We start from the raw sequence: 25,775 nt of genomic DNA on the forward strand, positions 1-25,775 counted from the left end.
GAATCACCTTTCATTTAAAGAAAACTTTTTCGTGCGGCGTAAGGCATGGGTCAGCGGTAAAGCAACGATGCTGCCAAAGACCGTTTGGATCAAATTACTTGGAACTGAGGCGATCCCTGCCCCTAAACCGAATAGTAAAACTGTTGCTGCTGCATAGCCGGCAATCATGATCAAGCTGCCAACAATAACGGCTGCTAGTGGTCGATGGTTCATTCTACCCACGATCCAGCCTTGTACACCATGGATCACAATGGAAAAGAAGGCCCATTCAGGATAGCCTGATAGAAAATCAATGATGCCACCGCTCATTCCGCCTACGAAGGCCCCGGCGCTAGGTCCGAACAAAAGGGCCGAGATATAGATCCCTGCTTCACATAAGGTCACAAAGCCCTTCGTTTGTGGAACAGGAATGATAAAGGTCAAAGAAAGTGCACAGGTAAGTGCCGTCAGCATAGCGATCATGGTTAGGTTTCTTACTTTCATAGGTGTTCCTCCTTTTTAAAATAGGCGAGCTGATTGACGTTGCCAGAGGTTCCTAAAGGCAGACCGTCTTCGATCCCTGCCCAAACAAATGCTTTTGCGGTTTGGATAGCTGCTTCCAACGAAGTGCCTTTAGCAAGCATTGCGGCAATCGCTGATGAGAGGGTACAGCCAGCACCGTTGGTTGTGGTTCGCGTACTTTTTTCTGCCTCAAAAACGGTAAATTGTCCTTCTTGATACAAAACATCATAGGCTGTTTCCCCAGTTAGTCGACTGCCACCTTTGATCAGAACATTTGGGGCACCAAGCGCATGGATTTTTTTTGCCGCCGTTTTCATCTCTGCTAAAGAGGTAATGCTTTGTCCAGATAAGTGTTGTGCTTCGAGCAGATTAGGTGTCACTAATGCTGTGTAAGGAAACAATGAGATCAATCCTGCTTGATAGGAGTGGTTAAAGGCAGTATCTCCTTCTTTAAAGGCAAGAACTGGATCGAGCACGATCGGTCCGGTAAATGTTTGTAAAAAATCCCGCAGCAATTCAATGATGGCCGTTTGGTGAAGCAGCCCGATTTTGATTGCATCTAGGGATACGACCGAGCGCAGTGAATCCAGCTGTGCTTGGATCACAGGCTCAGGGAGATCATGGAACATAAGATCATCCTTGATGGCGACCACACATGTTAATAGGGCATGGCCAAACACCCCGAATTCCTCAAATGTTTTCAAATCAGCCGTCATGCCGCCACCTGCCAAACTGTCGAGACCGGCGATCGATAAGACTTGTTTCATGTCTGCTGCTCCTTTCGTTTCTCATTTCTTTCTATTATAAACAGTCGGTAAAAAAGAAAAACGGCCAATTGGATGTTTTTTCCTCATCCAATTGACCATTTGCTTATTTCTCATTTAGTAAATCTCGCTCACGATACCATTCATCGGGACGCCAGATCCATTCAAAGCCATCGGCAGCTAAGAGATCATAGGCTGCTTGGGGGCCCATCGTTCCTGCGGCATAGTTTGGAAAATCAGGTGTTTCTTGGTCCCAAGCGTGACGGATCACATCAACGATGCGCCAAGATTGGGCAACTTCATCCCAGTGGGTAAAGTTAGTGCCATCACCGTTCAAGGCATCTAGAATCAGTTTTTCGTAAGCTTCAGGGGTGTTTTCGACGATTTCAGTACTATTTCGGTAATCGAGCTTCACTGGCAATGTCTCAAACCCTTGGCCAATTTCTTTTCCGTTCAAGGAAAGAGAGAAGCCTTCCGTCGGTTGAATGTAAATCGTCAGCACATTCGGTGCCAAACTCTCGATTTGCTTTTGTTCATTTAGGTCTTGCTTAAAGACATTGACTGGGACTTGTTTAAAGACAATGTTGATGCGAGTGCCTTTTTCCGTCAACCGTTTCCCAGTGCGCACATAAAATGGTACGCCGGACCAGCGGAAGTTGTCGATCAAGAATTTTCCAGCAACGAAGGTTTCAGTTGCCGATTCTTCATCGACATTGGCTTCTTCTCGGTAGCCAGCAAATTCCTTATCTTCTAATTGCCCTTTGGCGTATTGACCACGAACGAAGTGTTGTTTCACTTCTTCTTCGGAGTAAATACGGATCGCATTTAAGGCTTTGATTTTTTCCGTCCGTAATTCTTTTTCAGAAAAAGCCACTGGCGGTTCCATGGCTAATAAGGAAAGGATCTGCAGAATATGGTTTTGGACCATATCTTTCAAGGCGCCGCTCTTATCATAATACCCACCGCGTTCTTCAACACCTAAGTTTTCTGCGATATTGATCTGAACATTGTCAATGTACCGATTGTTCCACATCGACTCAAAAATGTTATTGGCAAAACGAATCGCAGAAATGTTTTGGATCATTTCTTTTCCTAAATAATGATCGATCCGGTAGATTTCTTGCTCTGTAAAGACTTGATTGATCTCTTCATTCAATTCTTTTGCTGAGTCGTAGTCGCTTCCAAATGGTTTTTCGATGATCACTCGATGGTAGCCGTCAGTATCCAGCATTCCTTGGGATTTCAAGTGAGAAACGATCGTCCCAAAGAAATTAGGGGACATTGCTAAGTAAAAAATCTGATTGCCTTCTAAATGGTATTTCTGATCTAAGGTTTCCGCCAAATCCTTTAATGAATCATAATGACTCGTATCTGTTACATCATGTGATTGGTAGTAGAAATGAGAAGCGAATGTCTCTGCTTGTTCTTGTGAGTCACTCAACTCTTTGATTGTACCTATCACCACTTCACGATAGTGTTCATCCGACCAAGGACGGCGAGCAGTACCGATGACTGCAAAATCTTCTTTCAAATCGCCTTTTTTGTACAACCGAAACAAAGAAGGGTATAGTTTGCGTTGGGCAAGGTCGCCCGTACCGCCAAAAATCGTAAAAAGGACCTTTTTTTCCATCATCTTCACTCCTTACAGTTTATCAACAAAAATCGTGCTGGCGGCTTTGTAGCTGACAGCAATTTCTTTTGTGTCATTTTTGATCGTAATCGGACCCTCGTATGCTGCCGCATCGATGATCTCGTATTCTTCATGAATATTCAATTGGATCGAAACAAGGTAATCCAGCAGTTCTCGTTCATCAAGGACACGGGCGATACGAATCTTGGTTCCTACCGGGTAGGAACTCATGGTGTTTTTTTCGCCTTCGTGAATGAGTTCTCCTTGTTCGGGGATCATTCCGCCATGTGGGCAATACCGAGGATGATCAAGGTAGGCTTCTAAGCGGCTCGCCAGTGTTTCCGAGGTGACGTGTTCTAAAACTTCTGCGTCATCATGAACTTCATTCCATGAGTAATGCAGGTGCTCCACAAGAAAGACTTCCCATAAACGATGCTTGCGGATCAGAGCACTTGCAGAAGCTAAACCAGTTTCAGTCAACTGTACCCCTTGATAAGGTGAATGTTCCACTAAGCCTTCTTTTAATAATTTTGAAATCATTTCACTTACTGAAGCTGCTGAGACGTCCAGACCTGACACGATTTGTTTGTTATTGATTTTCTTTTGGTCACCACCAAGCTCCAAGATGAGCTTTAAATAATCTTCACGATTTGGTGTCATCGGATCCATCCTCTCTTATCAAAGACTATCAAAGTAGATTTTATCAAAAAAGCCGGCTGATTACTACGAAAAAACCCGCCGGTTTCCAATATTCTATGTAAAAGAAGGCCGAGGGGAGCAACTCCACCTCAGCCTTTTTTTATTAAGCCCAGTCACCATTGCGAAAGACAGGAATCGTGGTGCCATCTTCTCTGATGCCATCGATGGACATTTGGTCAGAGCCAACCATGAAATCTACGTGGGTTTGGCTGCGGTTCAAACCAGCAGCTGCCAGTTCTTCTTCACTCATCTCAGTGCCGCCTTGCAAGCTGAAGGCATAAGCGGATCCTAAAGCCAAGTGGTTTGAGGCATTTTCATCGAACAACGTATTGAAGAAGATGATGCCGGATTGTGAGATAGGGGAAGGATCAGGAACTAATGCGACTTCACCTAAAGATTTTGCTCCTTCATCGATTGCTAGCAGTTTGCCTAACACTTCTTCGCCCTGTTCCGCAGAAAAGTCCACGACTTTGCCGTCTTTGAAGGTGAACTTCATCCCAGAGATGATGGTGCCTGCGTAGCTCAATGGTTTCGTACTTGAAATATAGCCATCAATGCGACGATTATCTGGGGCAGTAAAGACTTCTTCTGTTGGCATGTTCGCCATGAATTTTTCATTGCGGGTATTGTAACTGCCAGCACCTTCCCACAAGTGGTTTTTAGGCAAACCGATGATCAAATCGGTACCAGGTGCCGTATAGTGCAGAGCACTGAATTGTTCTTTGTTTAATTCTTCGGCTTTAACTTGCAAGGTTTCATCGTGTTTTTTCCAAGCTGCGACAGGATCTTCTTCATAGATACGCGTCGTTTTGAAAATTTGATCCCAAAGCTTGTCTTGTGCTTCTTCAGGGGAAGCATCAGGGAATACTTTTTGGGCCCAATCTTGACCAGCCGCCGCAACCACAGTCCAGCTGACTTTGTTGGCTTGTGTTGCTTGACGCAATTTCATCATCGCTTTACCAGAAGCTGCTTGGAAGGTTGCCACTCGGTCTGAGTCGACGCCCGCTAACGCATCTGGATTCGCGGAAACGACACTGATACGGCTGGCACCTTTTTCAACCCAGTCTTCCGTTTGATCAATTTTGTGCTGAGGAATCGTAGACAAACGATCTTCGGCCGCATGAGTCAGAAATTCTTTTTGGATCTCATCGTCGGTCCATTGGACGATTACTTCGTCTGCACCTAATTCATACGCTTTTTTCGTTAATAGGCGAGCTAAAGGTGCTTGGTCCACGGCGATTTGGATGACGATCGTGTGCCCTTTTTGGACATTTACGCCAACTTCAGTGATCAGTTGGGCATATTTTTCAAGGTTCTGATTAAAGTTTGGTAAAACCATTAAAATTCCTCCATTTATTCTAAATTTATAACTGTCTTCATGATAGCACTAAGTATTTTTGAAAACAAACGAAAAAGTGAGCAAAAAAACAGTGGTCTTCAAATTGAAAAACTGGAAACACTAAGGGCAATAAATTTAAAAGTTTTTTTGCAAACTTAAAAAAACATGATACAATAAGTAAAAGGTATTTCTGAAAGCGATGTATAGCAGAATTAAGGAGATTAAAAAATTATGGCAAGAAAGAAAACTATTACTAGAGACCAGATTTTAAAAGCTGCCTATGAAGTTGTCGCAACCGAAGGATTTACACGTTTTACCGCACGCAATATCGCAGCGAAGATGAAATGTTCAACGCAACCGATCTACTTAGAATTTAAAAATATGGATGACTTAAAAAATGCATTGATCAATCAGATTTACGACTACTTAGCGACAGAAGTTTTTCCAGTTGAAAGACGGGGAGATGTCATCGTTGACTTAACGCTAAATTATATTGGCTTTGCAAATAAAGAAAAACGATTATACCGAGCGCTATACTTAGAAGAGCATGGTGGTGGGGATTCCATGCAACAGTTTTCATTTGACCTTTTTGTGAAATCAGTGAAAAAAGAACCAAAATATCAAGATCTATCTGATGTAAAATTACAATCTTTGCACACCGGTGTCTGGATCGTCGCTACCGGCTTAGCGGCATTGATGTCTTCGGGAATCATTCATCCGACAGAAGATCAGATTGCTAAGCTGATGACGGAAACCACCGATAATATTTTAGCAAGAGAAACACCCATCGATATCAGTTATCATTAAGCAAACAATAAACCTCTGACAGAATCAATTGATTTTGTCAGAGGTTTTCTTGTTTTATTCAGCGAATGCTTCTGCTAGTTTTTTGGCAAAGGCTTCTAAGTTTTGAATATCGTCTTCTTCTGCAGCCAAGTCAACTTTGACGCTGTCAGCTCCTTTTGTCGCACCAGTTTTGCTAAAGGCGGCTTCAAAGTCGTCAACCGATTTACAAAAGTCATCATAAAAAGTATCACCGGAGCCGCAGACTCCAAAGATTTTGCCGCTTAAATCAAGTTCTTGCAAATCTTCATAAAAATCGACGATCTCATCCGGTAGCTCCCCGTCTCCATATGTATACGTTGCGACGATACAGATATCGGCATCTTCAAAGTCATCTGCATCCACTTGGGTACACTCATTCATTTCTACTTCCATGTCAAGATTTTCAAGGGCTTCAGAAACGATATCCGCAATTTCTTCCGTATTCCCCGTCATGCTTGCATAGACGATTTTTGCTAAAGCCATGGGCTTTTTCCTCCAATCTCATTCCTATTCTCAAGGAAAACTCTCTTACAGATTATAGCAAATGCACGAAAGTTTGAAAACAAAACTTGAAAAACTCTTTACAATGTCTGTGAATTTTGTAAAATAAGGGATTTCTATGGTAAAATAAGAGGAATTTAATTAAGGGAGACGAGAACATGATTACATTAAAATCTGCCAGAGAAATTGACCGCATGGCCGAATCCGGCGCGCTGTTAGCAGATGTCCACAAACAATTACGCAGTTTCATCAAACCAGGTATCACGAGTTGGGATATCGAAGTGTTTGTCAGAGATTATATTGAAAGCCACGGCGGCATCGCTGCCCAAATTGGTTTTGAAGATTACAAATATGCCACTTGCTGCAGTATCAATGATGAGATTTGTCACGGATTTCCTCGAAAAAAACCATTGAAAGACGGCGATCTAATCAAAGTCGACATGTGTATTGATTTAAAAGGCGCCATTTCTGATTCTTGTTGGAGTTATGTCGTAGGGAACTCGACGCCTGAGATTGATCGATTAATGGAAGTAACCAAAAAAGCATTGTATCTAGGAATCGAACAAGCGCAAGTGGGTAACCGAATCGGTGACATCGGTCATGCCATTCAAACCTATGCGGAAAAAGAAGGGTACGGGGTTGTGCGTGATTTCGTAGGACACGGCATTGGCCCAACGATCCATGAAAGTCCGATGATCCCTCACTACGGAGAAGCCGGCAAAGGGTTACGTTTAAAAGAAGGAATGGTTATTACCATCGAACCTATGATCAATACAGGGACGTGGAAAATGAAAATGGATCCTAATGGCTGGACCGCCTATACATTAGATGGCGGCTTAAGCTGCCAATATGAACATAGTTTGGCGATCACCAAAGAAGGTCCGAGAATTTTAACTTCTCAAGGAGAAGAAGGAACCTACTAAATTTTATAAGTAGGAGACTTCTGGTTGTTACGTATGACAAAGAAAAAAAGGCAGATGATTCGCTGGCGGAGGAAGAAACATGAAAATCGTTGATAAAGTAAAAAGCAATCAAAAGCTGATGCGTTTCATCGAAACGACGCAAAATAGAATAACTGATTCAGAAATGGGGACCACTTCGGTCGTCGTGGCCTACTATTTATTGCTTTCACTTTTCCCGTTAATGATTGCGCTGGGGAATCTTTTGCCTTATTTATCAATTGATCCGAACACGGTTTTATCTTATGTACAGGAATTGATCCCGAATCAAATCTATGATTTTATCGGCCCAGCGATCGAAAATCTCCTCACCACAAGCTCTGGTGGATTGTTGTCGATCTCCGCTTTAGCGGCGTTGTGGTCCGCGAGTCAAAGTATCAATGCCTTGCAAATTGCGATGAACAAAGCCTTCGGTGTGGACCAGCGTTCCAATTTTATCGTGGTGCGCGCAGTATCGTTTGTGATCATCCTGCTCTTTATGATTGCGATCGTTGGGGTTACGATGGTATTTGGGCTTGGAAAAATCATTCTTGATTTTTTGCAGCCGATTTTTAAGTTTCAAGACAATCTGATCGATACGTTCCAAACAGTCAAATGGCCAGTCACGATCGTTGCTTTGCTGTTTATCATGATGCTGATCTATTGGTTAGTGCCTAATGCAAAGGTCAAGTTGCGTTCGACTTTGCCGGGGGCGATCTTTGCAACGATTGGCTGGATGTTGCTGTCACAAGTGTTTGGCTTATACGCCCGTTACTTTGCTGCGAAAATCATTGGCTATCAAATTATTGGAAGTTTTATTGTTTTAATGATCTGGTTGAATCTTGCTGCGACGATTATTATCTTGGGTGGAATCATCAACGCAGTGGTAGAAGAGTATGTATCAGGACAAGAGATCAAAGAACGAACAGATCCTGTTCAGCGGATTTCTTCGAAAATCGAAGATACATTTACCAATAAAGAGAAATAACGGAAAGCGAGAATAAACGATGGATTTTGCATTCAAATTTGTAATGCGCTTATTTATAACAATGATCGTGTCTTTAATCCTAACACCGATCATTAAATTGATCTCTTTTAAGATCGGCGCAGTCGATCGACCAGGAGATCGCCGAATCAATACCAAAACAATGCCGACCGCAGGGGGATTAAGCATCTTCCTCTCCTTCTCTTTTGCATTGCTTTGGGAATTTCGCGCAATGATTCCCTTTGACTACGTCTGGCCGATGCTTTTAGGGGCAGCTATCGTCGTAGTTACTGGATTATTGGATGATATCTTCGAGTTGACTCCTATGCAAAAAACGCTAGGCTTGACGTTAGCGGCTTTGGAGATCTATTTTGTTGCCGGCATCAAAATCAGTACGGTTTCGATCCCTTATCTCGGGGTTTTTGATTTGGGCTGGCTTGGATTGCCTATGACGATCTTGTGGGTTTTGGCGATCACAAATGCGGTCAACTTGATTGATGGTTTGGACGGTCTAGCGAGTGGGGTCTCCATTATCAGTCTGACGACCATTGGGATCATCAGTTATTTCTTTTTACCAAATTCAGTTGAAGTACCAATGGTGATCTTTACATTAATTGCCGCAATCGTTGGTTTTTTTCCTTACAATTTTTATCCAGCTACGATTTTTTTAGGGGATACTGGGGCACTTTTTCTAGGTTTTATGATCTCCGTCTTATCGTTGCAAGGGTTAAAAAATGCGACCTTCATTACAGTGATCACCCCGATGTTGATTTTAGGGGTACCGATCACTGATACCGTCTATGCCATGATTCGTAGAAAATTCAATAAGCAAAAGATCTCATCAGCGGATAAAATGCACTTGCATCACCGCTTACTTTCCTTAGGGTTTACCCATCGAGGAACAGTTTTGACGATCTATGCCTTGGCAATGGTATTTTCATTTATTGCATTATTGATGAATTATGCCAGCAACACAGCAATCATTTTACTGATCATCAGTACAGGCTTCGGCATTGAATTGTTTATCGAATTGATTGGTTTGGTTGGAGAAAATCGTCAACCATTGATGTGCGCACTGAAATTCCTTGGAAACCGTCGATTCAGGCAAAAAGTCCTCATGGCACGTGCGGAAAAAAGACAAGACAAGCAAGAAGAGGAAAGCGAGGATTTGGCTTCCAGTGCTTCTCAAATCAAAGAAAAGCGACGAAAGAGAAAACATTACCAAGCAAAACACAAAAAATAAACGATACAATTGCGGCATAGGAGCCCAACAGGCGAAGCGAATGTGATTGATTATTGAAGAAAAGACAGGAGCAGCCAGCGCTTCTCCTAGTACTTTCTCTCACGATCAGCTGACCATGATTCAATCAACCAGTTGGGCATTCTTGCCGCTTTTTATTTGTGTGAAGACGGCCCGGCATAAAATGAATGCCTACTGAATCCGTCCGTCTTGAATTGACGGATCTAGCCCTTAACGGCTATACTTAAAAAGAGTAGCAGACTAAACAAAGAAAGAAGGATATGAACGAATGCCAAATGTGAAACAAACGACCTCAGAAAAAATGGGAACGATTTATGAGCTTTCCAATGATAGCGGTACCATCGTAAGGCTGAGTCCCGAAGGCGCACGCTTATTGGATTGGGTCGTTCCAGTAGAAGAAGGCCGCGACATTGTGGTCGGTTATGATACGATCGAAGGACATCGCCAAGCACGCTATTATGGTGCAACGATCGGTCCAGTAGCGGGAAGGATCGCAGGTACCCGCTTTGAGGTTGAGGGGCAAGAATACCAAACGGAGGACAATGATGGCGGCAATACGCTTCATGGTGGTTCAAAGGGGCTTGACACGGATATCTGGATCGCTGAAACTTTTGAGGAAGCAGACAGAGCCGGCGTGATTTTTACTACCTCACGACAAGATGGCGACGGCGGCTTTCCAGGAAATGTTCGTTTTCAAGTCACCTATACGTTGACTAATGTCAATGAACTATTGCTTGCATATGACGCTAACACAGACAAAGCGACTTTATTTAACCCAACGAACCACGGTTATTTCAATTTGACAGGTGATACCCAACAGCCGATCGATGACCACTTGGTTCAAATCAATGCCGAACATGTGGCTGAAACGAACGATGACGTGACGACCACCGGTGAAAAAACGCCTGTCGCAGGCACAAAGTTTGATTTTAGACAAGAACGCCCAATGGGAACGACCATGTTGGATGATCCATTCTTATTGGATCATGAGCAAGAGTGGGATCTGAAAGTAACCAGTCCCGATCAAAAAGTGCAGCTGACTGTTACTACTGACCGTCCTGCTGTTGTTATTTACACAACAGGTGAGGGAGAAGCTGGGGCCCCAATGAAGACCGGTCCTTTTGCCAAACATGGCGGAATGGCGATCGAAACACAAGGTGTTCCTGGCTCTGAGAAATTCACCCACTTTGGTGAGATCGTGCTGCGCCCAGAAGAACCCTTCCACTCTGTGACGACGTATCAGGTCCACTTTTAAACGTTGGAACCAAACCATTTTTAACGAAATAGAAAAAAGCATTGCCAAAATGCAGAAAGTTTGGCGATGCTTTTTTTTGACAAAATACGATTACAGATGTAAACTTAAAAATGTGAATCAGTTATGAAAGGAAGTGGACAAATGCAATCAGTGGTCGAACCAATCAAAATCAGCGATTCTGAATGGGAAGTCATGCGTGTGATTTGGACATTGGGACAATCCGATGCGAAAGAGATCACCGCTTTGTTAAGCGAAAATAAAAATTGGAAAGCAGCGACAGTCAAAACGCTTTTAGGACGACTTGTTAAAAAAGGCGTATTGAAAACAGAAAGCCAAGGGAAAAAGTTTGTTTACTCGCCACTTGTTTCAGAAGAAGCCACTGTTCGCAGTGCAGTTGAGAATCTTTTTTCTCATATTTGTGCCAAAAAAGTCGGACAAACATTAGCAGAAATGATCCAAGAAGCAGCATTGACGGCAGAAGATTTGGCGATGCTCCAAGCAGCAGTCGACCAAAAAGTGCCAGTAGCAGCGATTTCGTGTAATTGTATTCCTGGTCAGTGCCAATGCAAAACCCATGCAACAAAATAAGTAGCCAACAAACTGTTAAAAGAAATGAGGAATAGTAATGAAAAAAAATATGCAAATCAGCGGAATGAATTGCGCCCATTGTGCCGCAAAAGTTGAAAAAGCCTTAAATGAAGTACCGGGTGTGAAAAAAGCTAAAGTCGACTTGAAAAAAGCTCGTGGGACGGTCAAATTTGACGAGTCGCAAGTGACAGAAACAGCCTTAATCAGTGCAATAACTGAAGCTGGTTATCAAGGTGTTTTTGAATAAGCGATGCAAACGCTAAAGTGATAAGGAGAAAAATCTAGAAAGTCCAGCCGCTTGAAGCTTTTGTATGAAGGCGCAAGACTGTACGGATATTCAGTGAAATAGGAAGGGGAATACTAGGATGAATCAGAAAAAAACGTCACCTGCAGACAATCGTCAGACGTCAAGCCATCATAGGAATGAACCTAGGAATGAGCAGGATAATAAAGGGCAAGAAGGACTCACACACCCACAGGCGGAGGAAGTCCCTGAGCCCCGAAGCCATGAGATGAATGGGGTGGATCATCAAGGGGCGACATCAAAACTGCAGGAGCATGAAAGCGCCGATAGTAACCATGCTCACATGGATCATGAGGTTTCCAGTATGGACCATAGCCACATGGATCATGAGATGTCTGGCATGGATCACAGCCACATGGATCATGAGATGTCTGGCATGGATCACAGTCATATGGATCATGAGATGTCTGGTATGGATCATAGTATGCATATGGGAAATTTTAAGCAAAAGTTTTGGCTATCCTTGGTTTTGGCGATTCCAATCGTCATTTTATCACCAATGATGGGTATCGAATTGCCCTTTCAGTTCACGTTTCCCGGCTCAGATTGGGTTGTATTGATTTTAGGAACGATCCTGTTTTTCTATGGGGGGCAGCCGTTTTTAAGTGGTGCAAAAATGGAATTGAAACAAAAAAGCCCAGCCATGATGACTTTGATTGCTATGGGGATCACGGTTTCTTATTTTTATAGTCTTTACGCGTTTATCGCTAATCATTTTCTTGCTGTTCCTCATGTAATGGATTTCTTCTGGGAACTAGCGACTCTGATCGTGATCATGTTGTTGGGGCATTGGATCGAGATGAATGCCGTTTCTAATGCCGGCAATGCATTACAGAAATTAGCAGAACTGTTGCCAAAAGAAGTGATTCGGAAAAATGCAGATGGATCAGAAGAACAGATTCCATTAGAAGAAGTGACCAACAAAACACAGCTGATCGTTCGCTCAGGAGATAAGATTCCTACAGACGGAACGATTCTTGAAGGGGAAACAACGATCGATGAGTCGGCAGTTACCGGTGAATCCAGACGGGTACCTAAAACCATCGGCAGTACTGTCATTGGAGGATCTGTCAACGGCAATGGTACCATTACGATGGAAGTCACAGGGACTGGCGAAGACAGCTATTTGGCAAAAGTCATGGAAATGGTACGAAAAGCCCAAGCTGATAAATCCCGCTTAGAAGCACTTTCGGACAAAGTGGCGAAATGGTTGTTCTATATCGCCTTAGTTGCTGGTGTTTTGGCCTTTGCTGTATGGCTGTTTGTTGCTGACCTACCGACTGCTCTTGATCGAATGGTCACGGTATTCGTCATTGCCTGTCCCCATGCGTTAGGCCTAGCGATTCCCCTCGTCGTGGCTCGTTCAACATCGATCGCTGCCAAAAACGGCTTGCTCTTAAAAAATCGCAACGCACTGGAGAATGCGCATCATGTTGATTATCTGATCCTCGATAAGACCGGTACGTTAACAGAAGGAACGTTTACCGTAACTGGCATCGAGGCGACAGGCAGCCTTTCTGCATCAGAAGTACTAGCTTACCTAGCAGGTCTTGAGAAAACCGCCAATCATCCGATCGCAGAAGGCATTTTAGCCCAAGCAGAAAAGGAAAACATCACAGCCAAAAAGGCGACTGATGTTCAAACAAGGACGGGTATTGGCCTGGAAGGCGTAATCGATGGACAAAAGTGGTTGATCGTCAATCAAAAAGGATTGGAGCAATTAACCATCCAGTATCAAGGGAAATCCTTGAAAAATTATCAAGAGCAGGGCAATACCATTAGCTATTTGGTTCATGACGGCAAAGTGGAAGGAATCGTCGCATTAGGGGATAAGGTGAAACCAGAAGCGAGTCAATTTATTCAAAAAGTGAAAGACTTAGGCATCACGCCAGTTATGGCTACTGGGGACAACCAAGAAGCGGCGCAAGCCGTAGCCGATTACCTAGGAATCGAAGCCTTCCATGCGGCAATGTTACCAGACGATAAAGAACGTCTAGTCAGTGACTATGTCAAAGAGGGCAAGCGCGTCGTAATGGTAGGCGATGGGATCAATGACGCCCCAAGTCTTGCAAGAGCGACGATCGGGATTGCGATCGGAGCTGGAACCGATGTAGCGATCGATTCAGCCGATGTCGTTTTGACGAATAGCGAACCTCAAGACATCTTGCACTTCTTGACTTTGGCGAAAAAAACAAGGCGCAAGATGATTCAAAATCTCTGGTGGGGCGCAGGATACAATATTTTTGCTATTCCTTTGGCAGCTGGCGTGCTCGCACCAATCGGGATCATTTTGAACCCAGCAGTCGGAGCTGTCTTGATGTCTATGAGTACGATCATCGTTGCCATCAATGCAATGACCTTATCAATCGAAAAAAGCGGCGATTAGCCGCTTTTTTGTTTCTTTTCCTAGGAGCAGTGAAATACCTCTATAATCTGCTTCTGGATTTATGCTATAATGTGTTCGTTGAGACAAGGAGGACGTTGATTATGGAACTGAAGAAGTTGGATGTTCCCACTACTTCAATTACTGAAGTAAAAAAATCTCCGATGGATGTATTTAATCAAGCGCGAGAAGCAGGAACAGCAGTATATGTATTCAATCGTGAAAAAGTGGCGGGGGTCATGTTGACACAAGAGCAGTACGAAACGTTATTGCAGGAATTAGATTATTTGCGTCAGCGACCGCTAATGGAAGAAGAGCCTGAACAGCCGCCAGTGGCAGGGCTAGAAGAATTCTTACAAATCATGCGGCAAGCACTGATCACCGGTGCCAGCATCTCGGCAAAAAATTTAGATGAGCGGATGGTGGCGTTAGGCTTCATCACTCGTAAAACAGGTTTTGGCGGTGTCGTCGACATGGTGAACGAATTGAAAGAAACAGGCAAGATTGTTTATCAGTTGCGCAAAAAACAAGACGGCAAATCAGTGACTGCTGAAGTCATTGGGGAACAAGACAATCAAACGCAATTATTTGATAAATTGATCATCAAAAAAATCTTTCTAAAAGAAAAATAAACGCTGGAACTTGTCCCAGCGTTTCAGACAGTAGACAAAGTACGGGTGTTTTCGTACTTTGTCTTTTTTTGTAAAAAACTGGAGCTTGTTAACTTTTCAAAACTGTGAAAGATACTGTCCATCCAACTAACAAAAATTCCATCCAACTACAGACTGGGTTTTAAGTCAGCCAGTAAGTTTTTCCGTCTTTCGTCCGTTGCATAAATCCATACTCGATCAAATATCGTCGGACAGTGACATAATCGGTGATCGCTTGTTTTAATACATCGTTTACGGCAGCTTCTGAATAATTTTTCTTCGGATCAAATTTTTGTGCCAGCACACTTAAGACAACGATCTTGCGCTTTTCTTTGCTCGGAAACTGTTTGATAAACCCCGCTTCATCAAAATAAGTAGCAATGATCTTTTCTCTTTCACTAGCCGTAATGGCATAGCGATCATCAAGCATCGTCGCCCCTTTGTGAGGCGGCAGCAACGGGGTTTCTTGCAACAAGGACATGATACTTATAAAAACAGTCGCTTGTCGCTGCTTTTCTTTTAGCTTAAAGCGATGATTCCTGACAGTCGAAGAAGAGATACCTAAGCGCTGGGCAATCACAGTATCGCTAACATCTTGGGCAAACAGTTGTAAAATCTCCTGCTGGCTTTCTGATAAGCCTGTTTGTTCTTTGGGTAAAGCCAATAATGCGGATAGAACGGTTCCGTGATGCTTAGTGATATGCTGTATCATTCGTTTTTTTGCCGTAAAAAAGGCGCCATCAACGGGATAGATTTCTTCTTTGTCGAAGGTCTCCTGACAAAATACGCAACAATAATCCGTTGTTGTTTCGACATATCCTTGCTGATAATCAGAAATGGTAAACTCTTGATAAGGTTTCATTTTGGGTTCTCCTTTTTTGTTTGATTATATACTAACATAAAATGTTTTTGTTTGTAAATAAGCAAACGGAATTGTGGTTATTAGATTAATTTCATCCGTTGCTTAAAATTGTCGCCTTTTTGTGTTAGGATTAACAACAATAGCGAATGAATTTGCTTAATTCAAAGGAGTGATACTATGGCAGACGTAAGCCAACGCTTCAATCACGAAGTGTACAATATAGCTGTTTCATTGATTCGTAAATTTGATGAACGGGTTTCTTCAATTCCTGATATTTTAAAGTTAACGTTAGGCGAGCCGGATTTTAACACACCAGAGCACGTGAAAAAATCGGGTGTCCAAGCAATCGAACAAAATTTTAGCCACTATTCTGGAATGGCCGGCTTAGCAGATGTTCGGCAAGCAGCCAGCCTCTTTTTGAAAAATAAATATCAGCTTGATTACGACTTTCAATCAGAAGTATTAGTGACGATCGGTGCAACGGAAGCAATCTCAGCTTCTTTATTAGCCACGTTGGAACCTGGCGATAAAGTTCTCCTACCGGCACCAATTTATCCAGGCTATGAACCAGTCATCCATTTAGCCCATGCCCAACCGATCTATCTTGATACGACGGACAATGACTTTGTTTTAGCGCCAGAAGTTTTGGAAGCAGCCTTAAAAGAGCATGGGGAGCAAGTCAAGGCAGTCATTTTGAATTATCCTAGCAATCCAACAGGGGTCGTTTATACCCGAGAACAAGTCAAAGCATTGGCGGAGGTTTTAGAAAAATACCCCGTTTTTGTTATTAGCGATGAAATTTATAGTGAGTTGACTTATGATGAAACCCATGTGTCCATTGCTGAATACTTGCGGGATCAAACGATCGTGATCAATGGCTTGTCGAAATCTCACGCGATGACTGGGTGGCGCGTCGGCTTCATTTTTGCACCAGAAGCGTTGACTGCTCAGATCATTAAGGTCCACCAATACTTAGTGACTGCGGCATCAACGATTTCTCAAAAAGCCGCAGTGCGGGCATTGATCGAAGGCATCAATGATGCAGAAGTCATGAAAGCCGATTACCGTGAACGCCGAGATTACTTGTTTGAAAAGATGACTGCCCTTGGTTTTGACATGGCGAAGCCATCAGGTGCATTCTATATTTTTGCCAAAATACCAGCTGGTTTCAACCAAGATTCCATGGCTTTTTGTGTCGACTTAGCGGAAAAGAATCAATTAGCAATCATCCCGGGTATCGCCTTTGGTCCCGAAGCAGAAGGCTATGTTCGTTTAAGCTATGCGGCAAGTATGGAAAACTTGGTAGAAGCGATGGATCGCTTGACACGCTATATGCAAAGCAATTGATTCTACAGACATTTCTTTCGTTTTTAGATAAAGCAAGCCCCCTCTGATGGATGCAGCGGGGGCTTTTTAGGCAATCGACGAACTTTACAAAAGATTTACATCGCTTTATCGATTCTTTACATGAAATCCATCAAGGGTTTACACCGCCTTGCTAAACTAAGCATATAACGAAAGGAGATTTACTAAATGAAAAAATTGGGACTTTTATTTTTTGCAACTGGATTATTATTAGCTGGCTGTGGGAGCGGTGGTACAAGCACTGAGAGCAGTCAAGCATCAGGCGGATCTTCATCAGGTGCCGCATCAAATGAAAATGTAGAAATTTTAGCGGTAGGATCAACTGCTTTGCAACCCTTGGTTGAAGCAGCAGGTGAAAGCTTCTCAGCAGACAATCCCAATTATACAATTACTGTTCAAGGTGGCGGTAGCGGAACTGGCTTAAGTCAAGTAGAAACAGGCGCTGTGACGATCGGCAATTCCGATGTTTTTGCGGATGAAAAAGATGGTGTGGACGCCAGCAAATTAGTTGACCATAAAGTAGCCGTAGTTGGTATGGCACCAGTGGTGAATAAAGATGCAGGCGTTACTGATCTTAGCCAACAAGATTTAATCGATATCTTTACAGGCAAAGTGAAGAATTGGTCTGAACTCGGTGGAGCAGATCAAGAAATCTCTGTAATCAACCGTGCGTCAGGCAGCGGTACGAGAGCGACCTTTGAAAAATGGGGCTTAGATGGTGCAGAGACGATCCAAACACAAGAGCAAGATTCTTCTGGAACAGTCCGTAAAATCGTTGCTGAAACACCAGGAGCAATCAGCTACCTTGCTTTATCTTATTTAGATGATTCAATCCAAGCGCTATCCCTTGATGGGGTAGAAGCGACCCCTGAAAATATTGCAGATAACAAATGGCCCATCTGGTCTTACGAGCATATGTACACGAACGGTGAACCAGATGCTAATGTCAAAGCCTTTCTTGATTACATCATGACAGACGATGTCCAACAAGGAATCGTTATCGAATTAGGATACTTGCCAATCACTGATATGAAAGTAGAACGCAGTGTAGACGGCGAAGTAACGAATGTTGAATAAACAGTTTTCATAAGGTACAAAAAAAGAAGGGAAGAACTCCTTCTTTTTTTGTACCTTTTTTTTATTTTTTATGTAAAATAGATAGTGAATATAGATGAATATTCAGTGAAAGGGGAAAAAAATGAAAAGATTTCCAAAAAAAATGTTAATAGCAGCATTGTATGCGGGAACGGCCTTTGTCATTTTTGGCATGCGTGTTGGTTTTGCAGACACGGAATCAACAAGTGAGTCAAAAGAGGCTGCTATTGTTTACTCTGAGACGAATGATGTGACAAGCAGTGACAGCCAAACAATTCGCTCGAATACAGGTGAAACCAGCGAAGACTCAATTGATTCAACGAGTGAGACAACATCATCAAGTAACCGCAGTGAAACGGGCAGTACGACTGTTGATAGCAGTACAGCCGAAAGTGAAGAAAAAAGCCCAGACAATGCTTCGGATTCTGTCTATGATATCAGCTCAGGATTAGACCCAACGTATCGAAGCCGTTCAGATTTGAAAGTCAGCTTAAGCCGTTCGGCACGGTCTGTTTCTAGTGTTCCTTATATTTCAGCAGGAGATCCCTCAACCCCAAAGCAAGACTTTATTGATATTTCCTCCCACAACGGAGAGATCACTGTGGAGCAGTTCAAGTTGATTAAAAGTTATGGCGTTTCTGCAGTGGTGGTGAAATTGACAGAGGCAACTTCTTATCGAAACCCACTAGCTGCAAGTCAAATTGCAAATGCTAAAGCCGCTGGGCTGATTGTACATGCTTATCACTACAGTTGGTTCACCACTGAGGCACAGGCAAAAGCTGAAGCAGATTATTTTGTAAGCTATGCGAGACAATTAAATTTACCGACTTCTGCTCTAATGGTCAATGACATTGAAGAGCCAAATATTAAGAAAAAAGCAGATCATACACAATTGTCAAAAGTTTTTGAAAATAGATTAAAAGAACTGGGGTATACGAATACGCATCATTATATAGGTGTGTCGTGGGTCACGGATAACGCGATCGACCCTGTTGCTTTAGGAAAAAACAAAGTTTGGATCGCACAATATCCATACGAACCGCAAAATCAGAAGTATACGGATTATAGTGCATGGCAGTGGACATATAACGTTACATTCCCAGGGATCAATGGCACCTTTGATATGAATTCAGATTATAACAAGTATTTTATCAGTCAAGGACAAGGCGGTGCGATCAATGATGGCCGTTATGCCACCGTTGTAAAAGACAATTATACGATTTGGCAAAATTTCTCTTGGACCAAAAAAGCAGACTCTAAAGCTTATCTGGGTCAGACCCTGCAAATAAAAGTGCGTTATGAGCATATTAACGGTAGCACCTATTATTCATTATACGACAACCAAGGGAATTGGGTTGGGTACATTAACTCTGGTGGCGTCAAAGTTGCTGATGGTCCTCAAGGGAATTGGCAATCAAAGCAAACCTATGTCAAATTCAAAGAGCCAGGAACGATATATCGAGATTTTACATTTACTAAGACTGCACCGGTAACTTCAGATATGGTGAAAAATACCTATAAAGTAACCGGTACTTACCATCACTTTGATGGCACGTATTATGATTCAGTTTATGATTTTTCTGGAAAATGGATTGGGTACATCGCTTCAACGAAATTAGCAGTTCAAACGAATCAAGGCCCCGCATTGGCCGATGGACGCTATGTAACGATCACCAGTGGAAATTACTCGATATGGCAAAATTTTTCATGGAAAGTAAAGGCATCCAGCAAGGATTACTTGAATAAAACAGTTTTAGCGAAATATCGCTATGAACACTTAAATGGCAGTATTTATTATTCATTATATGATCAATCTGGTACATGGTTAGGCTATATGAACGCTAATGGTACCAAAACAGCGAATAATGCAGGTGGAACAGCTATTTCAAGTGGTAAATATGTCACTGTTACAAGTAAAAATTATTCGATGTGGCAAAACTTTTCTTGGAAAGAAAAAAATAAAAGCAGTAATTTTTATGGTCAAACACTTCAAGTAAAAGTTTACTACAACCATTTCAATGGTAGCACCTATTCGTCACTATATGATAATAAAGGAACTTGGCTTGGCTATATCAATGCCAATGGAGCAAAGGAAGCAAGTAATGCTGCCGGAATAAACCAAAGTTACCATAAAAAAATAACGTTTACTCAGAATTTCCCACTATGGCAAAATTTCTCTTGGAAACAAAAAAGTACTGTGACTAACGCCATGAAAGGACAGACGTTCGAAGCGCGTTACGTGTATCGCCACTTTAATGGAAGTAATTACCTGTCAATTTATGATAATAAAGGAACTTGGCTAGGTTACGTCAATGAATCAGCAACAAAAGTTGTTAAGTAAGTATGGTTCCAAAAAACTAGCCGAGAAAATGCCATTAGACGTTTTCTCGGCTAGTTTTCTTTCTAATGTTCTCAATGAAGCGGCAAAGTCACCGTAAATGTAGAACCAATTTTAGGGAAACTGTCAACCTTGATGCTGCCGCCTAATAATTTGGTATAGTCTTTGACGATAGCCAGCCCAAGTCCAGTGCCGCCAGAATTGCGAGCGCGGGCTTTGTCCACCCGATAAAACCGCTCAAAAATCCGTTCTTGATCTTCTTCATCGATGCCGATGCCTTGATCCTGCACTTGAAAAAGCAGCTGGTCATCTTGCTCGGAATAGGATAATGTGATGACACCACCAGGTTTTGAATAGGTGACCGCATTTTCAACTAGATTTTTTACGATGGGCTGCAGCAGCTCTTTTTTGGTAGATAAAATGAATTGTTCGGGTCCTTCAAATTGAAAGGTCAATTGCTTCTTAACAGCTGCGGGACCATAGGTTTGAACGACTTGTTGCAGCAGCTCAGAAAAGTTGATCGGTTGGTCGACATACTGGAAAGAATCACTGTCTTGAGACAATTGGATGATATCTTGTATTAGATTTTTCAAGCGATAAGCATCTTTTTGAATGATCTCTAAGAAGGTCTGCAACGTTTCAGGGTCTTCTTTGGCGCCATCCAGCAGTGTTTCAGTAAACCCAATCAAGGAAGTTACCGGCGTTTTTAATTCATGGGAAACATTGCCGACAAAATCTTTTTGCATCTTTTCTAATTGTCGGATGCGTGTCAAGTCATAAGAAATACCAATCAACTGGTTTTCTTGGAAGCTTCGCAAGGTAACATCTAAGACTTTTGAACGTTCCCCGCTAAGGGTGGTTTCCGCATGGAAAATAGGGGTCTCGTCATTAAATTGATAGATCAACTGGATCAATTGTGTGTCATGGATCACTTCAGTAAAAGGTTGCGGTAAGATCGGTGCGGTTTCCATCCCTAGCTGTTCTTGCATCGTCGGATTCAACAGCAGCAGTTGATTTTCTTCATTGATGATAAAGACACCGATCATCAGTTCACTGAGCAAGCCGTACAGTTGCTGTTCAGAAGCCGCATAGGCACGATAGGTCTGGCTCATTTGCTCGCTCAGCTGATTGATCAGTTGATACAACTCATCATGTTCAGGGGTTTCTTGCATAATGATTGCTTGTTGATCGGGCGAGGTGATCATTTTTTTTACGACGGGCAGAATCGTTTGGATCGGCCGATTTCGCTGGCGCAAGGTATGGAAAATCAATAGGCTGATCAAAAAGCAAAAAACAAGATAGACAATCAAGATCGACTGCTTGATTCCTTCATTTTTTGCAAAAAAAGCCGCGGTCGGTTCGGCGATTCGCAAGATTTGAGTCAAGTTTCCATCCTCTTTGACAGGAATCGCCACGTAAAGCAATTCTTCATGCAAGGTGTCGCTTTCCCGCAGCGATTGACCGACGGAGCTTCCGCGCAAAACGGCTTGGACTTCTGGACGATTGGAGCGGTTTTCATGCAGTGTATGATCATAGGTATCGAAAATGATCTGACCATGGTCATCTAACAAAGTGATGCGACTATTGCTATCTTCAACATAGGTATCCGCAAACTGTTCTAAGGCCGCGGTTTGATTATCTGATAGATTCAAAAATACGGTGGCTTTCTCTTGGAGAAAAGCCACTTGCTGGGCAATGACTTGCTGACGGTAAAAACTGCTTAGAACTTGCCAGCACAGGAAAAAAATCAGCAATAGACCGATCGACCATAAACCATAGCCATAGCGTTTTTTCATTAGACTGGCTCCTGAAATTTATACCCGAATCCCCGAACCGTTACTAAGTATTCCGGCCGTTTTGGATCAGCTTCCAATTTTTCTCTTAAATGACTGATGTGAACATCCACGATTCGACTTTGTCCATCAAAGTCGAAGTTCCAAATGCGATTGAGCAAGGTATCGCGATCGATTACGCGGCCTTTTCGTTTCATAAAGTAAACTAGCAGCTCGAATTCTTTTGGCGTTAGGAAGATTTTCTCACCATCCACACTGACTTGGAAATTCGTCAGGTCTGCTTGGATCCCACCGACTTGCAGAATCTCTGCAGGTTGATCTTCTTCTCGTGTTTGTTGACGGGGTTCTAAACGACGGAAGATGGCTTTCATTCTAGCTAATACCTCTCTAGGACTGAAAGGCTTCGTCAAATAGTCATCGGCGCCGATCTCTAAGCCTAAGATCCGATCGATTGGATCATCTTTTGCGGTCAAGACGAGGATCGGGGTCTCGATTTTTTCTTGACGCAATTTCTTCGTGATCTCGATGCCGTCCATATTCGGCAGCATGACATCTAAGATGATAAAGTCAAAAGGCTTAGACAAGGCTAATTCGTAGGCTTTTTGACCATCTGAGGCGGAAACGACTTGATAGCCCTCTTTTTCTAGATTAAAGGTTAAAAGTGTGACGATGGAAGGTTCATCATCGACAACGAGTATTTTTTTCATGGCAAACTCCTTTAGCTTCTTTTTTTCAAGAAACGATTAAATTTCAACGAACAAGTCCTATTTTAGCATGAATAGACAATTGGTACTATTGCAACCACTAAATAAATGCTATAATAAAGGACGATTTCATAGGAAAGCTGAGGGTGCTATATGATCGGAATCAGTGCGTGTCTAGGCGGTGTACTTTGCCGTTATGATGGAAAACACCAAGCAGTGCCACCATTGATCGAACTGGTAAGAGCAGGTCAAGCAATGATGGTTTGTCCAGAAGTTCTTGGCGGCTTGCCGATCCCACGGGAACCGGCCGAAATCGTTGGTGGCGATGGGGTGGACGTTTGGGCGCAACGAGCGAAGGTCGTCACCATCTCAGGGGAAGACGTGACCGAACAGTTTACTACCGGCGCGAAAATTGCTTATCAAAAATTACAAGAGCAAGGCATCACCCAACTGATCCTAAAAGAGAAAAGTCCCTCTTGTGGCAGTCAGATGATTTATGATGGCAATTTTTCTGGAATCAAAAGAAGAGGGATCGGTGTCGCTTGTGCGTATTTTCGGCAACAAGGCATGACTGTTTTGTCCGATGTCGAATGGCTTGCAAAACAGGAGGAAGCAAATGGAAATTGAAAAGACCAATCGCATGAATGCGTTGTTTGAGTTTTATTCCACGTTATTGACAGAAAAACAGATGAATTACATGGAATTGTATTACGCAGATGATTTTTCTCTAGGAGAAATCGCTGAAGAGTATCAAGTAAGCCGTCAAGCAGTCTATGACAACATCAAACGCACCGAACGTATTTTAGAAGACTATGAAAAAAAACTACATATGTTTTCGGACTATATCATGCGGGAAGACTTGCTGGATCAGCTAAGCGAGTATACGAAAACTCACTATCCAAAAGACGAAACCTTACAGGGGTTTATTCAACAGCTCCAAGAAATTGAAGAATAAAGGAATGAAAAAAAATGGCATTTGAAAGTTTAACTGAACGCCTCCAGCAGGCAATGAGTAAACTGCGCAGAAAAGGAAAAGTATCTGAAGCAGATGTAAAAGAAATGATGCGTGAGATTCGTCTAGCTTTATTAGAAGCCGACGTCAATCTGCAAGTTGTGAAAGAGTTTACCAAAAATGTCCGTGAACGGGCAGTTGGGGTAGAAGTATTAGAAAGCTTATCTCCAGCGCAACAGATCGTTAAAATCGTTGACGAAGAATTAACCAAAACGTTAGGATCAGAAACAGTTGGGATTGAAAAATCACCAAAGATCCCAACGATTATCATGATGGCTGGTCTGCAAGGGGCAGGGAAAACCACCTTTGCTGGGAAATTAGCCAATCACTTGATCAAAACCGAAAACGCACGTCCATTAATGATTGCCGGTGACGTGTACCGTCCAGCCGCGATCGACCAATTGAAAGTATTAGGTCAGCAATTGGATGTACCTGTTTTCGATATGGGAACTGATGTCAGTCCAGTTGAAATCGTACGCCAAGGATTGGCTTTGGCTCGGGAAAAGAAAAATGACTATGTCTTGATCGATACAGCAGGTCGTTTGCATATCGATGAAAACTTGATGGAAGAGCTAAAACAAATCAAGGACTTGGCACAGCCAAATGAAATTTTACTGGTAGTGGATGCGATGACAGGACAAGATGCTGTCAACGTGGCGGAAAGCTTCAATCAACAATTGGGGATCACAGGGGTAGTCATCACCAAACTAGATGGCGATACACGTGGCGGTGCGGCATTGTCAATTCGTCAAGTTACAGGCGCTCCAATCAAGTTCACTGGTACCGGTGAAAAATTGACCGACCTTGAAGTATTCCATCCAGATCGGATGTCTAGTCGGATTCTCGGTATGGGTGATATGCTGACTTTGATCGAAAAAGCACAGCAAGATTACGACGAGAAAAAAGCAGAAGAACTTGCTCAAAAAATGAAGGAAAACTCCTTCGACTTCAATGACTTTGTTGAACAGATCGATCAAGTCATGGGCATGGGCCCAATTGAAGATCTTTTGAAAATGATTCCGGGAATGAGCCAAATGCCTGGCATCGAGAACGTCAAAGTTGATCCAAAACAAATTGCCCGTCAAAAAGCCATGGTTTATTCCATGACACCAGCAGAACGTGAAAATCCTGATTTGTTAAATCCAAGCCGTCGTCGCCGGATTGCCGCCGGTTCTGGCAACAGTGTCGTCGAAGTCAACCGCATGATCAAACAATTTAAAGAATCCCGCAAAATGATGCAGCAAATGAGCAAAGGGAATATGAACATTCCTGGCATGGATCAAATGTTTGGCGGCGGTGTCAAAGGGAAACTTGGAAAAATGGCCATGAATCGTATGGTCAAAAAACAAAAGAAGAAAAAGAAAAAACGCAAATAATCGTTTAACACTGATAGGAACTAAGAACCGAACCTTCTCTTAGGGTACAATTAAAAAAAACATGACCTGAAAAGACACCAAATCGAGAATCTGTACCTCCTGATTCTAGCAGCTGCAGCTCCTCAGATTGCCTTCTTTCAGGTCATGGTTTTTTTATGTTCACAGTGTCCTCTTTAAATGAACTCCTTCAAAGAACATCAAATAGAACATCTAAAGAACATCCCTTTTTATAGAGAAAGCCAGCTTTCTACTGAATATCCTAAATCGTCCAAGAGTCAAAAATAGCGAAGAACTATCGTTGCGGACAACTCAAAGGATAAGATAGAAGCAGAACATTCGTGCTTTCTGGCAAATGATGCTACTATTAATTTATAGCAAGTATGAAAGGAGTTTTTACGATGACAAACAAGGATCGCATTGAAGGAAAAGTAACCGAAACAAAAGGGAAACTTACAGGAGATGACTCCGAGGAGTTAAAAGGGAAAACCCAAAATAAATATGGGAAAGCCAAAGATAAGGTTGAAGATTTTGCGGATGATGTTTCTCGCAAAGTAAATGACTTCTTTGACAAAAAAGACGACGACAAACCTAAACATTAAACATAAAA

25 protein-coding genes are annotated in these 25,775 nt (G+C 42.6%); 16 read left to right on the plus strand and 9 right to left on the minus strand.

From position 1 onward, the window contains the following. Nucleotides 1-3 precede the first annotated feature (3 nt). The 5 genes from A5877_RS13320 to A5877_RS13340 all read right to left on the minus strand — a co-directional run bounded on the left by A5877_RS13320 (nucleotide 4) and on the right by A5877_RS13340 (nucleotide 4,933). Nucleotides 4-483 carry an ECF transporter S component gene (locus A5877_RS13320; RefSeq protein WP_005237264.1) on the minus strand — a complete coding sequence of 160 codons (480 nt, stop codon included), beginning with the start codon at nucleotides 481-483 and terminating at the stop codon, nucleotides 4-6. After that, the gene (locus tag A5877_RS13325) at nucleotides 480-1,268 is read right to left on the minus strand and encodes a bifunctional hydroxymethylpyrimidine kinase/phosphomethylpyrimidine kinase (protein ID WP_005237263.1); all 789 of its coding nucleotides are present in this window, start codon (nucleotides 1,266-1,268) and stop codon (nucleotides 480-482) included. The genes A5877_RS13320 and A5877_RS13325 overlap by 4 nt, the downstream gene beginning before the upstream one ends. A 103-nt stretch (nucleotides 1,269-1,371) precedes the next feature. Further along, a complete protein-coding gene (gene zwf / locus A5877_RS13330; RefSeq protein ID WP_005237262.1) occupies nucleotides 1,372-2,898 on the minus strand; it encodes a glucose-6-phosphate dehydrogenase in 1,527 nt (508 codons plus the stop codon). A gap of 9 nt (nucleotides 2,899-2,907) precedes the next feature. Continuing rightward, nucleotides 2,908-3,555, minus strand: a complete 648-nt coding sequence (locus tag A5877_RS13335) for a metal-dependent transcriptional regulator (protein ID WP_008377371.1) — start codon at nucleotides 3,553-3,555, stop codon at nucleotides 2,908-2,910. A gap of 142 nt (nucleotides 3,556-3,697) precedes the next feature. After that, nucleotides 3,698-4,933 carry an aminopeptidase gene (locus tag A5877_RS13340; RefSeq protein ID WP_005237260.1) on the minus strand — a complete coding sequence of 412 codons (1,236 nt, stop codon included), beginning with the start codon at nucleotides 4,931-4,933 and terminating at the stop codon, nucleotides 3,698-3,700. A gap of 231 nt (nucleotides 4,934-5,164) precedes the next feature. On the opposite strand from A5877_RS13340, the gene A5877_RS13345 reads away from it, so the two are divergent. Beyond that, entirely contained in the window at nucleotides 5,165-5,740 is a 576-nt protein-coding gene (locus tag A5877_RS13345) for a TetR/AcrR family transcriptional regulator (RefSeq protein WP_005228861.1), read from the plus strand. Nucleotides 5,741-5,794: 54 nt separating this feature from the next. On the opposite strand, the gene A5877_RS13350 is transcribed toward A5877_RS13345, so the two are convergent. After that, a complete protein-coding gene (locus tag A5877_RS13350; protein ID WP_005237258.1) occupies nucleotides 5,795-6,241 on the minus strand; it encodes a flavodoxin in 447 nt (148 codons plus the stop codon). A gap of 176 nt (nucleotides 6,242-6,417) precedes the next feature. On the opposite strand from A5877_RS13350, the gene map reads away from it, so the two are divergent. The 8 genes from map (at nucleotide 6,418) to A5877_RS13390 (ending at nucleotide 14,605) form a co-directional block, all read left to right on the plus strand. After that, entirely contained in the window at nucleotides 6,418-7,182 is a 765-nt protein-coding gene (gene map / locus A5877_RS13355) for a type I methionyl aminopeptidase (protein ID WP_005228863.1), read from the plus strand. Between the two features lie 79 nt (nucleotides 7,183-7,261). After that, the gene (locus A5877_RS13360; RefSeq protein WP_005237256.1) at nucleotides 7,262-8,185 is read left to right on the plus strand and encodes a YihY/virulence factor BrkB family protein; all 924 of its coding nucleotides are present in this window, start codon (nucleotides 7,262-7,264) and stop codon (nucleotides 8,183-8,185) included. A 19-nt stretch (nucleotides 8,186-8,204) separates the two neighbouring features. Further along, nucleotides 8,205-9,425 (plus strand): glycosyltransferase family 4 protein, encoded by a 1,221-nt coding sequence (locus A5877_RS13365; RefSeq protein WP_086316966.1) that lies wholly within the window; start codon nucleotides 8,205-8,207, stop codon nucleotides 9,423-9,425. A 286-nt stretch (nucleotides 9,426-9,711) separates the two neighbouring features. After that, nucleotides 9,712-10,698 (plus strand): aldose epimerase family protein, encoded by a 987-nt coding sequence (locus A5877_RS13370; protein WP_086316967.1) that lies wholly within the window; start codon nucleotides 9,712-9,714, stop codon nucleotides 10,696-10,698. Nucleotides 10,699-10,839: 141 nt separating this feature from the next. Next, nucleotides 10,840-11,286: a CopY/TcrY family copper transport repressor gene (locus tag A5877_RS13375; RefSeq protein ID WP_034872472.1), complete on the plus strand. Its 447-nt coding sequence runs from the start codon at nucleotides 10,840-10,842 to the stop codon at nucleotides 11,284-11,286. A 37-nt stretch (nucleotides 11,287-11,323) separates the two neighbouring features. After that, nucleotides 11,324-11,533 (plus strand): copper chaperone CopZ, encoded by a 210-nt coding sequence (copZ, locus tag A5877_RS13380; RefSeq protein WP_005237251.1) that lies wholly within the window; start codon nucleotides 11,324-11,326, stop codon nucleotides 11,531-11,533. A 118-nt stretch (nucleotides 11,534-11,651) separates the two neighbouring features. After that, the gene (locus A5877_RS13385; RefSeq protein WP_086316968.1) at nucleotides 11,652-13,976 is read left to right on the plus strand and encodes a heavy metal translocating P-type ATPase; all 2,325 of its coding nucleotides are present in this window, start codon (nucleotides 11,652-11,654) and stop codon (nucleotides 13,974-13,976) included. Between the two features lie 101 nt (nucleotides 13,977-14,077). Continuing rightward, nucleotides 14,078-14,605: a type II toxin-antitoxin system Phd/YefM family antitoxin gene (locus A5877_RS13390; protein WP_005237249.1), complete on the plus strand. Its 528-nt coding sequence runs from the start codon at nucleotides 14,078-14,080 to the stop codon at nucleotides 14,603-14,605. 160 nt (nucleotides 14,606-14,765) lie between these two features. Here A5877_RS13390 and A5877_RS13395 read toward each other — a convergent pair whose 3' ends face one another. Then, nucleotides 14,766-15,485 carry a DUF2087 domain-containing protein gene (locus tag A5877_RS13395; protein ID WP_086316969.1) on the minus strand — a complete coding sequence of 240 codons (720 nt, stop codon included), beginning with the start codon at nucleotides 15,483-15,485 and terminating at the stop codon, nucleotides 14,766-14,768. A 177-nt stretch (nucleotides 15,486-15,662) separates the two neighbouring features. On the opposite strand from A5877_RS13395, the gene A5877_RS13400 reads away from it, so the two are divergent. The 3 genes from A5877_RS13400 (at nucleotide 15,663) to A5877_RS13410 (ending at nucleotide 20,286) form a co-directional block, all read left to right on the plus strand. Further along, nucleotides 15,663-16,832, plus strand: a complete 1,170-nt coding sequence (locus A5877_RS13400) for a pyridoxal phosphate-dependent aminotransferase (protein ID WP_005237247.1) — start codon at nucleotides 15,663-15,665, stop codon at nucleotides 16,830-16,832. A gap of 186 nt (nucleotides 16,833-17,018) precedes the next feature. After that, the gene (locus tag A5877_RS13405) at nucleotides 17,019-17,927 is read left to right on the plus strand and encodes a phosphate ABC transporter substrate-binding protein PstS family protein (protein ID WP_005237246.1); all 909 of its coding nucleotides are present in this window, start codon (nucleotides 17,019-17,021) and stop codon (nucleotides 17,925-17,927) included. A gap of 121 nt (nucleotides 17,928-18,048) precedes the next feature. After that, nucleotides 18,049-20,286 carry a GH25 family lysozyme gene (locus tag A5877_RS13410; RefSeq protein ID WP_005237245.1) on the plus strand — a complete coding sequence of 746 codons (2,238 nt, stop codon included), beginning with the start codon at nucleotides 18,049-18,051 and terminating at the stop codon, nucleotides 20,284-20,286. A gap of 71 nt (nucleotides 20,287-20,357) precedes the next feature. Here A5877_RS13410 and pnpS read toward each other — a convergent pair whose 3' ends face one another. Together pnpS and A5877_RS13420 are read right to left on the minus strand one after the other, a co-directional pair. Continuing rightward, complete coding sequence (pnpS, locus tag A5877_RS13415; RefSeq protein WP_005237243.1) at nucleotides 20,358-22,079, minus strand: two-component system histidine kinase PnpS; 1,722 nt, start codon at nucleotides 22,077-22,079, stop codon at nucleotides 20,358-20,360. Next, nucleotides 22,079-22,783: a response regulator transcription factor gene (locus A5877_RS13420; RefSeq protein ID WP_005237242.1), complete on the minus strand. Its 705-nt coding sequence runs from the start codon at nucleotides 22,781-22,783 to the stop codon at nucleotides 22,079-22,081. The genes pnpS and A5877_RS13420 overlap by 1 nt, the downstream gene beginning before the upstream one ends. A 150-nt stretch (nucleotides 22,784-22,933) precedes the next feature. On the opposite strand from A5877_RS13420, the gene A5877_RS13425 reads away from it, so the two are divergent. From A5877_RS13425 to A5877_RS13440, 4 genes are all read left to right on the plus strand, one after another. After that, nucleotides 22,934-23,407, plus strand: a complete 474-nt coding sequence (locus tag A5877_RS13425) for a DUF523 domain-containing protein (RefSeq protein WP_005237241.1) — start codon at nucleotides 22,934-22,936, stop codon at nucleotides 23,405-23,407. After that, complete coding sequence (locus A5877_RS13430) at nucleotides 23,397-23,735, plus strand: putative DNA-binding protein (RefSeq protein WP_005228897.1); 339 nt, start codon at nucleotides 23,397-23,399, stop codon at nucleotides 23,733-23,735. The genes A5877_RS13425 and A5877_RS13430 overlap by 11 nt, the downstream gene beginning before the upstream one ends. Before the next feature lie 14 nt (nucleotides 23,736-23,749). Then, nucleotides 23,750-25,168, plus strand: a complete 1,419-nt coding sequence (gene ffh / locus A5877_RS13435) for a signal recognition particle protein (RefSeq protein WP_005228902.1) — start codon at nucleotides 23,750-23,752, stop codon at nucleotides 25,166-25,168. A gap of 398 nt (nucleotides 25,169-25,566) precedes the next feature. After that, a complete protein-coding gene (locus A5877_RS13440; RefSeq protein ID WP_008377398.1) occupies nucleotides 25,567-25,767 on the plus strand; it encodes a CsbD family protein in 201 nt (66 codons plus the stop codon). The last annotated feature ends 8 nt before the right edge of the window (nucleotides 25,768-25,775 follow it).

Source organism: Enterococcus sp. 3C7_DIV0644 (assembly GCF_002141235.1).
In the GTDB taxonomy this organism is placed as follows: domain Bacteria; phylum Bacillota; class Bacilli; order Lactobacillales; family Enterococcaceae; genus Enterococcus_D; species Enterococcus_D entomosocium.